This window comes from Acinetobacter sp. TUM15064, assembly GCF_008980265.1.
Taxonomy (GTDB): Bacteria; Pseudomonadota; Gammaproteobacteria; order Pseudomonadales; family Moraxellaceae; genus Acinetobacter.
Map to the genome: position 1 here is coordinate 1 of NZ_BKFU01000094.1, position 7,980 is coordinate 7,980.

At 42.6% G+C, this 7,980-nt stretch carries 8 protein-coding genes; all 8 read left to right on the forward strand.

The genetic code is table 11. From position 1 onward, the window contains the following. Positions 1-112 precede the first annotated feature (112 nt). The 8 genes from GBI16_RS17000 to GBI16_RS17035 are packed head-to-tail and all read left to right on the forward strand — an operon-like array spanning position 113 to position 7,835. Entirely contained in the window at positions 113-1,117 is a 1,005-nt protein-coding gene (locus GBI16_RS17000; protein WP_110975430.1) for an MsnO8 family LLM class oxidoreductase, read from the forward strand. A 13-nt stretch (positions 1,118-1,130) separates the two neighbouring features. Continuing rightward, on the forward strand, positions 1,131-2,282 hold the full coding sequence (locus tag GBI16_RS17005) for an amidohydrolase (RefSeq protein ID WP_151707527.1): 1,152 nt from the start codon (positions 1,131-1,133) through the stop codon (positions 2,280-2,282). A gap of 1 nt (position 2,283) precedes the next feature. Next, on the forward strand, positions 2,284-3,627 hold the full coding sequence (locus GBI16_RS17010; protein ID WP_086209389.1) for an LLM class flavin-dependent oxidoreductase: 1,344 nt from the start codon (positions 2,284-2,286) through the stop codon (positions 3,625-3,627). Beyond that, positions 3,614-4,615: an ABC transporter substrate-binding protein gene (locus tag GBI16_RS17015; protein WP_086209388.1), complete on the forward strand. Its 1,002-nt coding sequence runs from the start codon at positions 3,614-3,616 to the stop codon at positions 4,613-4,615. The genes GBI16_RS17010 and GBI16_RS17015 overlap by 14 nt, the downstream gene beginning before the upstream one ends. A gap of 1 nt (position 4,616) precedes the next feature. Next, the gene (locus GBI16_RS17020) at positions 4,617-5,585 is read left to right on the forward strand and encodes an ABC transporter substrate-binding protein (protein ID WP_086209387.1); all 969 of its coding nucleotides are present in this window, start codon (positions 4,617-4,619) and stop codon (positions 5,583-5,585) included. A 9-nt stretch (positions 5,586-5,594) separates the two neighbouring features. Further along, positions 5,595-6,143, forward strand: a complete 549-nt coding sequence (locus GBI16_RS17025; protein ID WP_086209386.1) for a GNAT family N-acetyltransferase — start codon at positions 5,595-5,597, stop codon at positions 6,141-6,143. Next, positions 6,140-7,057 (forward strand): amino acid ABC transporter permease, encoded by a 918-nt coding sequence (locus GBI16_RS17030; protein ID WP_086209385.1) that lies wholly within the window; start codon positions 6,140-6,142, stop codon positions 7,055-7,057. Before GBI16_RS17025 ends, GBI16_RS17030 begins: the two co-directional genes overlap by 4 nt. Continuing rightward, the gene (locus GBI16_RS17035) at positions 7,047-7,835 is read left to right on the forward strand and encodes an amino acid ABC transporter ATP-binding protein (protein ID WP_086209384.1); all 789 of its coding nucleotides are present in this window, start codon (positions 7,047-7,049) and stop codon (positions 7,833-7,835) included. Before GBI16_RS17030 ends, GBI16_RS17035 begins: the two co-directional genes overlap by 11 nt. Positions 7,836-7,980 lie beyond the last annotated feature (145 nt).

Genomic DNA, 7,980 nt, shown 5'->3' on the forward strand with positions numbered 1-7,980 from the left:
TAAAATTAGTTTTTGCTCTTTTTTATATAACTTTAAGTTTATTTAATATTTAATTTTCAAACCGTAAATTTGTTTAATAGGTTCCAACTTTAAATCTTCTGGAAAATAGAAAATGGGGCTGAGTTATAAATTAAGCATACTGGATAAATGCCCAAAAGCTGAAGGCATCAGTGCGGAACAGTCATTTAAAAATGCATTGCAAATTGCTCAAACAGCAGAAGCATTAGGTTTCTATCGTTATTGGGTTGCTGAGCACCATTCCACGGCTTTGTTATCTAGTCCATCACCTGAAATCTTGATTGCATGGTTGTTGGCACAAACTAAAAGTATTCGAATTGGCTCGGGTGGGGTGATGTTGCAGCACTACAGTCCTTATAAAGTTGCGGAAAATTTTAATGTTTTGGCCAGTCTTGCGCATGACCGTGTGGACTTGGGTGTAGGCAAAGCACCTGGTGGTTTTCCTGTTTCAACTCAAGCATTACAGCTTGGTTTAGATCAGACACAAAAGGGCGACTTTAAGGCGCAGTTACAAGCATTAGATCATTATTTACATGCAAAGTTAGATCGAAATCAGCCTGATCAGGTTGCTGCAACACCAGCACCTCAGCAACTTGCAGAAAAGTTCTTATTGGGTGCGAGCATTGAAAGTGCTCGACTTGCAGCAGATTTAGGCTGGAATTTCGTATTTGCTGCGCATTTGAATGGCGATGCCAACTTGCTTCAAGATGCTTTGCAAACTTACTCAAGCTACTCCTCTGGGAAAAAGGCGATTGTTGCTGCACAAATTATTGTGGCAGATAGCCGCGATCAAGCGGAAGAACTGGCAGCAGGACTATCTGTTTGGACGTTGGAGCTTGAGAATGGTCAACGCGTAAAGATACCGAATGAACAAAGCGGGCAAGAGTTTTCGAGACAAGCTCAATCTGCAATTAAAAGCCTTAAAAAAGAGCAACTGAATATTATCAAAGGGACGGTCGATGATGTTCATCAGCAATTACATGCTTTGCATCAACAATTTGGTATCCATGAATTTATTGTGGAATCGCCACTGTTGGATCATGCAACACGTCTGAAATCTCTAACTTTACTGGCACAGCATGCTGTGCTTGCAGCCTGAGTTGGGGAAATTGATGCCAAATAGATCATTACTGGAACAGCAGTTGCTCCGTTGGAGACATGAGTTACACCGTCATCCAGAATTATCAGGGCAAGAATTTCAAACCACCGATAAGTTAAAACAATGGCTGTCTGAATACGGCATTGAAACTTCAACTTGGGGTTTAAAAACAGGACTGATTGCGGATATTGGTTGTGGTCATCCAATTGTTGCTATTCGAGCAGACATTGACGCGTTACCCATTCATGAAGAAATCGAACAAGACTTTCGTTCGACTCACGATGGGGTCATGCATGCCTGTGGACATGATTTGCATAGCTCGACCATTTTAGGCGCTGCGATTTTACTTAAAGCGCAAGTGTCTGAACTAAAAGGTACGGTGCGCGTTATTTTTCAGCCCGCTGAAGAAACCTATAGTGGTGCTTATGAGGTAATCAATAGTGGCGCCTTGGAAGATGTATCCGCCATTTTCGGTTTTCATAATGTCCCTGAGTTGCCTCTAGGCACTTTTGCGACACGTGCTGGTGCATTTTATGCCAACGTTGACCGCTTCAAAATTGTGATTAAAGGCAAGGGCGGTCATGCAGGGCGTCCGCATGAAGCCAAAGATCCAATCGTTGTCGCGGCACAGTTGATTAGTGCTGTGCAAACCATTGCCAGTCGCAACATAAATAATTTGGATACCTGTGTGGTCAGTATCACCCAAGTGCATGCAGGCACCAGTTGGAACATCTTGCCAGAAGAAGCGCACTTGGAGGGTACGGTACGAACCCACTCTCCAGAAGTTCGCCTAGCCGTTGAACAAAAACTTAAACAAATTGCACAAGGTATTGCACTTGCTCATTCAGTTGAGATTGCTGTGGATTGGGACAATGGCCCAGCTGCATTAATCAACACTGCAACATGGGCTGAACTGAGTCAAAGCGTTGCACATGCGCAAGGTTATGAGGTGCAAGAGGCGCCGCTTTATTTGATCGGTGAAGATTTTGGCGCCTATTTAGAACAGATCCCCGGTGCATTTGTCAGTATCGGCAGTGCCAGTCACTTCGGTTTGCACCATCCCCAATATCAACCCAATGAATCTTTAATTTATCCAGCTGCTCAGTACTTTGCTGCCTTAGCAACACAAGCACTTGAGTCTATTCATAAACATGCAGAGGTCTAACATGAGTAATAACAAACAAATTCGCCTTGGAACTATCTTACACGGTGCAAACGGAAATATGTCTGCATGGCGCCATCCTGAAGCGGTGGTCGATGCCAGTATTAATTTTGAATTTGCCAAAAATGTAGCGCTTCAGGCAGAACAGGCAAAGTTTGATTTTGTCTTTGTGGCTGATGGTCTATATATCAATGAAAAATCAATTCCTCATTTTCTCAATCGTTTTGAACCGATTACGTTGCTTTCAGCCCTAGCCAGTGTGACGCAAAATATTGGTTTGGTGGGTACGGTGTCGACCTCGTATAGCGAGCCGTTTACCATTGCGCGTCAGTTTGCCAGTCTGGATCATTTAAGTGGCGGACGTGCGGGATGGAATGTCGTAACGACACCACTTGAAGGTACTGCAAAAAATCATACCCGCAAACAGCATCCTGAGCACAGTCAACGTTATGAAATTGCAGATGAATATTTGCAAGTGGCCAAAGGGCTTTGGGACTCGTGGGGTGAGGGTGCTTTCGTTCGCAATAAAGGAACAGGGCAATTCTTTGAACGCAGTAAATTACATACCTTGAATCATAAAGGTAAACATTTTGAAGTGGCAGGGCCACTCAATGTAGAGCGTTCTCCACAAGACCGCCCGATTCTATTCCAAGCAGGGGCATCAGGTGCAGGTCGTGCATTAGCCGCGAAACATGCCGATGCGATTTTTACCCATCAAGCCTCTTTGGAAGAAGCACAAGCATTTTACTTAGATGTGAAACAACAAGTGATTAAGAATGGTCGTGACGCAGATGATTTGCTGATTTTCCAAGGCATTGGAGTCTTGATTGGAGATTCTGCTGAGGACGTAGAGCGTCAATATCTTGAAACTGCTGCTTTGGTGACGATAGAGGACGCACTGAATTATTTGGGGCGCTTCTTTGAACACCATGATTTTTCTCAGTATGAACTGGATGCACCATTTCCAGAACTAGGCACACTGGGTGAAAACAGCTTCAAAAGTGGTACTGATGAAATTAAACGCAAAGCCAAAGCAGAGAATTTAACCCTACGTCAGGTCGCACTTCAATCTGCCACACCACGTCCACCTTTTGCTGGAACGGTAGAAGAAGTCGCAGATCAGTTAGAACTCTGGGTAAAAGAAGAGGCGACAGATGGCTTCATTATTGCGGGTGCAACCCCTAAAACTTTAGATACCTTCATCGAAAAAGTTGTGCCATTGCTACAACAGCGCGGGCTATATCGTACCGAATATCCAGGCACTACTTTACGCTCTAGTTTTGGTTTAAAGCGACCAGAAAATCAATTTGAATCATCAGAAAAGGAACAGATTCATGCGGTTGAATAAAACACCTTTGACAATTGCTTTGGCACTGTTTCTAGGCATTTCTCTGGTTGGATGTGGTAAAGAACAGGCATCTACACAAACGGCTAGATCAACAGCCGAGTCTGCAAAAGCGACCGATAAAACCGATTTTTATAGCCGTGAGCTTGCAAAGTTGAAAGAGAATATGACACCGATTCATGTTGCTCACAATGCGGAAGCCAGTCAAAAAATTCCAAAAGATTTTAAGTTTGTAAATACGGGTTATTTTACCGTTGCTGCTATTTCAGGAGCGCCACCTTTAAGTGTATTGGGGCCTGATAATCAAACCTATATTGGTACTGAAATTGATATTGCCCGTTTGATTGCAGACAGTTTGGGTTTAAAGCTGAAATTAGTTCGAACGTCTTGGGAGGACTGGCCACTCGGGGTGATTAGTGGCAAATATGATGCTGCCATTGCCAATGTCACCGTGACCAAAGAACGTAAAGAGAAATTTGATTTTGCGACTTATCGCCAAGACGTATTGGCTTTTTACGTTGCAGAGAAAAGTAAAGTTAAAACGATCAAAGGTCCTGATGATATTTCTGGTTTAAAAGTGATTGTTGGTTCTGGTACCAATCAGGAAAAAGTACTGCTGGACTGGATTGAGGACAATAAAAAGAAAGGGCTGCCACCGGGGCGGGCTCTTTATTACGATGATGGTGCATCTGCAAGTTTGGCGCTCCAGTCTGGGCGAGTTGATGCTTTATTTGGTCCTAATGTTGCCTATGCATGGCAAGCGGCAAATGGTGCAAAAATCCGTTTGGCAGGGACAGCACTTGGGGGAGGAACACGATCTGCCGAATTGGGTGTCACGCTCAAAAAAGGCAGTGGTTTGGTTGATGCGGTACAGACGGCTTTAAACGGGGTAATTCAAACGGGAGAATATCAAAAAGTCTTAAAACGGTGGGGAGCACAGGCAGAAGCGATTCAACATTCTGTCATTAACCCGCCAGGGCTGGGAGACTAAAATGTATAACGCCCAGACAGCGGTGGCTTTTGGTCTGACACTGGTGACTTTAAGTGTGATGGGTTGCTATAACAATGAGACAGCAACTCATGTGCAAGAAAATCATTTGAAAACTGCTTTTTCAGAAAAAGAGCAACAGACTTTAAGAAATAACACGGTGGCTATTCATACGACTAAAAATCTAGAGGCAATTGCTCAATTGCCTCAAGGTTTTAAGTTTGTAAATGAGGGTTATTTTACTGTTGCTGTGGGAACCAACAGTTTTCCACCCCTCCATGTTCTGGCCGAAGATAACCAGACCCGTATAGGTAGTGAAATTGATATTGCACAGTTAATTGCCGACAGTTTAGGTCTCAAGCTCCGAGTGATTCCAACCTCGTGGGAAAACTGGCCACTTGGTTTGGCATCGGGAAAATTCGATGCTGTATTCAGTAATATTGCGGTCACAGAACAACGTAAGCAGAAATACGATTTTGCAACCTATCGTCAGGATATGTTGGCTTTTTATGTGACCAAAGACAGCAAAATCCAAGCAATTAGAATGCCTGATGATATTGCTGGACTCAAAATTGTGGTTGGTTCTGGCACCAATCAAGAACGGCTACTGTTGAATTGGATTGAAAACAATCGACAAAAAGGGTTGAACCCAGCACAGCCCATTTATTTGGAAGATGGTGCAGCTGCGGCTTTGGCATTGCAATCTGGCCGTGTCGATGCCTACCTCATTCCCAATGTAATGGGTGTATGGCAACAAGCCAATGGTGCCAATATTAAGGCTGTGGGCGCATTAGATGGGACGTGGTCGGTTGCTGTTGCTGTGAAAAAGGGTACAGGCTTAGTGAATACTGTTCAATCATCTATAAACGGGGTCATTACGAATGGGACATATACCCAAGCCCTATCACGTTGGAATTTACAAAATGAAGGAATTCCACAATCAGTGATTAACCCACTGATTCAGGATAAATAAGAGGTCATTATGCAAGAAAAATTTATCCAAATGCCTGTTGATGTGCCTGAAGCACAGCCTTTACTGGATCAGTTATTTGCTGAATATGAAGAAATTTATGGTGATTTTTTTTCACGTCAAGATGCTCAAGTCATTGATGAACGTAAAAAAGCCACACATCGGGAACGCTATGAAGGGGCGGAAGATTTTTTACCGCCACATGGATTGTTTGTGGTACTGAAACGTGATGATGAAGTGATTGCAATGGGTGCCTATAAACGCTATGACGCAGAAACCGCAGAGCTGAAACGGATTTGGTCACATCAAAACTTACGTAAACAAGGGCTGGCTGCAAAAATAGTCAAAGAGCTGGAACGAAGTGCGCTTGCTGCGGGGTATAGCAAGATTTTTCTTACCACAGGGTTTAAACAAATTCCAGCCGTGAAATTGTATTTGAGTCTAGGCTATGAACCGCAGTTTGAACTCACTCCAGATTTTAATTTTGATCGTTATATTGGAGCACCTTTACATGGTGGGCTTCCTTTTAGAAAGACGTTACTGCAAAAGGAGGTCGCATGAGTCTAGAGCATTATAAAATCGTTCCAGCACGTCATCCACTGCGCTACATTGGAGTCGCATTTTCAGTATTAATTATTGCAGTGGTTGCTGAGTCGATTTTTTCCAACAAAAACTGGGGATGGCCTGTTTTTAGACAGTGGTTCTTTGACCCTGCGATTCTTCAGGGTTTGTTGATGACTCTGAAACTGACCTTTTGGTCAATCGTGTTTAGTTTAATTTTGGGCACCATTGTAGCCATGATGAGACTGTCTTCCTCATGGTTAATTCGCTCATTGGCATGGGTGTATATCTGGATGTTCAGATCATTACCACTGCTGTTGGTATTGATTATTCTCTATAACTTTTCTTATTTATATGAATATATTAATGTCGGTGTACCGTTTACCGACACGGTCTTTGCCCAGTTTAAAACCATCAATGCATTGGATCAATTTTCAACGGCTTTAGTCGGTTTGGTGATTGTACAAAGCGCTTATACCGCGGAAGTCATCCGTGGTGGGATTTTGTCGGTCGATCATGGTCAATTTGAAGCAGCAGCAGCGTTGGGTTTGTCATGGTGGCGTCGTACAACACGTATTATTTTACCGCAATCTATTCGCAGTATCATTCCAGCGATTATCAACGAATGTGTCGGTTTATCTAAAGGCACATCAATTGTGTATGTTTTAGCAATGCCTGAGCTCTTTTACACCGTACAAATGATCTATAACCGTAACCAAGAAGTGATTCCATTGTTGATGGTTGCTGCCGTTTGGTATGTCATCGTCACCAGTGTTTTTTCCATCGTCCAATGGTATATCGAAAAAATATTGGCAAAAGGCGAGCGGAAATCAGCCATTAATAGTTTTGCTTTTTTCAAGAAAACGCAGCCACACACGACTCAACCGCGTATAGGAGCTAGTTATGATCATTAATCAAGCAACATCTCCTGCAAATGGTCATATTCAAGTGAGCCATGTATTTAAAAACTATGCAGGACATGCGGCATTACACGATATTAGCCTTGATATTCCTGCGGGCTCTGTCACGGTAATTATTGGTCCTTCAGGGTCAGGTAAATCAACGTTATTACGAACGATAAATCATTTAGAACGTGTAGATGCAGGTTTTATTCAAATTGATGATGAGTTTATCGGCTATCGGAAAAAAGGCGATAAACTTTATGAATTAAAAGAGCGAGATATTTTAAAACAGCGTAAATCGGTGGGTTATGTTTTTCAGAATTTTAATTTGTTTCCACATTTAAATGTTTTGAAAAATATTATTGAAGCACCTCTAGCGCATAAAAAACTCAGCAAAGATCAAGCCATTTTAAAAGCCAATCAATTATTGGGTTTAGTGGGGCTAAGAGATAAGGTTGAAGCATGGCCCAAACAACTTTCTGGTGGTCAGCAGCAGCGTGTTGCGATTGCCAGAGCTTTAGCATTAGACCCCAAAGTGATCTTATTTGATGAGCCAACGTCCGCCTTGGACCCTGAGTTGGTAGGAGAAGTCTTGAATGTAATCAAAAGCTTGGCGAAATTAGGTAAAACCATGGTAATTGTAACGCATGAAATTGCTTTTGCACGAGAAGTTGCCGACCATGTGGTGTTTATGGATCAGGGGAGAATAGTTGAACAAGGTAGCGTTCAACAGGTTCTGGAGCATCCCAAAGAAGAGCGTACTCAAAACTTCTTATCTCGGGTTTTATAATTTTAAATCTTATTTTTTAAAACTTAGATTCTCAAATGAAGTGCAACAGAGATTAAATTATTGGAAAGAAGCAAGATGAGCTAGCATTTTGCTTCCGACCGACCAAAGTCAAAGTTGCATCATGAACTATACTCATCTTACCCAA

Bases quoted from the DNA above. Each gene is read 5' to 3' on its own strand.
- GBI16_RS17000 (WP_110975430.1), top strand. From the start codon at position 113: ATGGGGCTGAGTTATAAATTAAGCATACTGGATAAATGCCCAAAAGCT.
- GBI16_RS17005 (WP_151707527.1), top strand. From the start codon at position 1,131: ATGCCAAATAGATCATTACTGGAACAGCAGTTGCTCCGTTGGAGACAT.
- GBI16_RS17010 (WP_086209389.1), top strand. From the start codon at position 2,284: ATGAGTAATAACAAACAAATTCGCCTTGGAACTATCTTACACGGTGCA.
- GBI16_RS17015 (WP_086209388.1), top strand. From the start codon at position 3,614: ATGCGGTTGAATAAAACACCTTTGACAATTGCTTTGGCACTGTTTCTA.
- GBI16_RS17020 (WP_086209387.1), top strand. From the start codon at position 4,617: ATGTATAACGCCCAGACAGCGGTGGCTTTTGGTCTGACACTGGTGACT.
- GBI16_RS17025 (WP_086209386.1), top strand. From the start codon at position 5,595: ATGCAAGAAAAATTTATCCAAATGCCTGTTGATGTGCCTGAAGCACAG.
- GBI16_RS17030 (WP_086209385.1), top strand. From the start codon at position 6,140: ATGAGTCTAGAGCATTATAAAATCGTTCCAGCACGTCATCCACTGCGC.
- GBI16_RS17035 (WP_086209384.1), top strand. From the start codon at position 7,047: ATGATCATTAATCAAGCAACATCTCCTGCAAATGGTCATATTCAAGTG.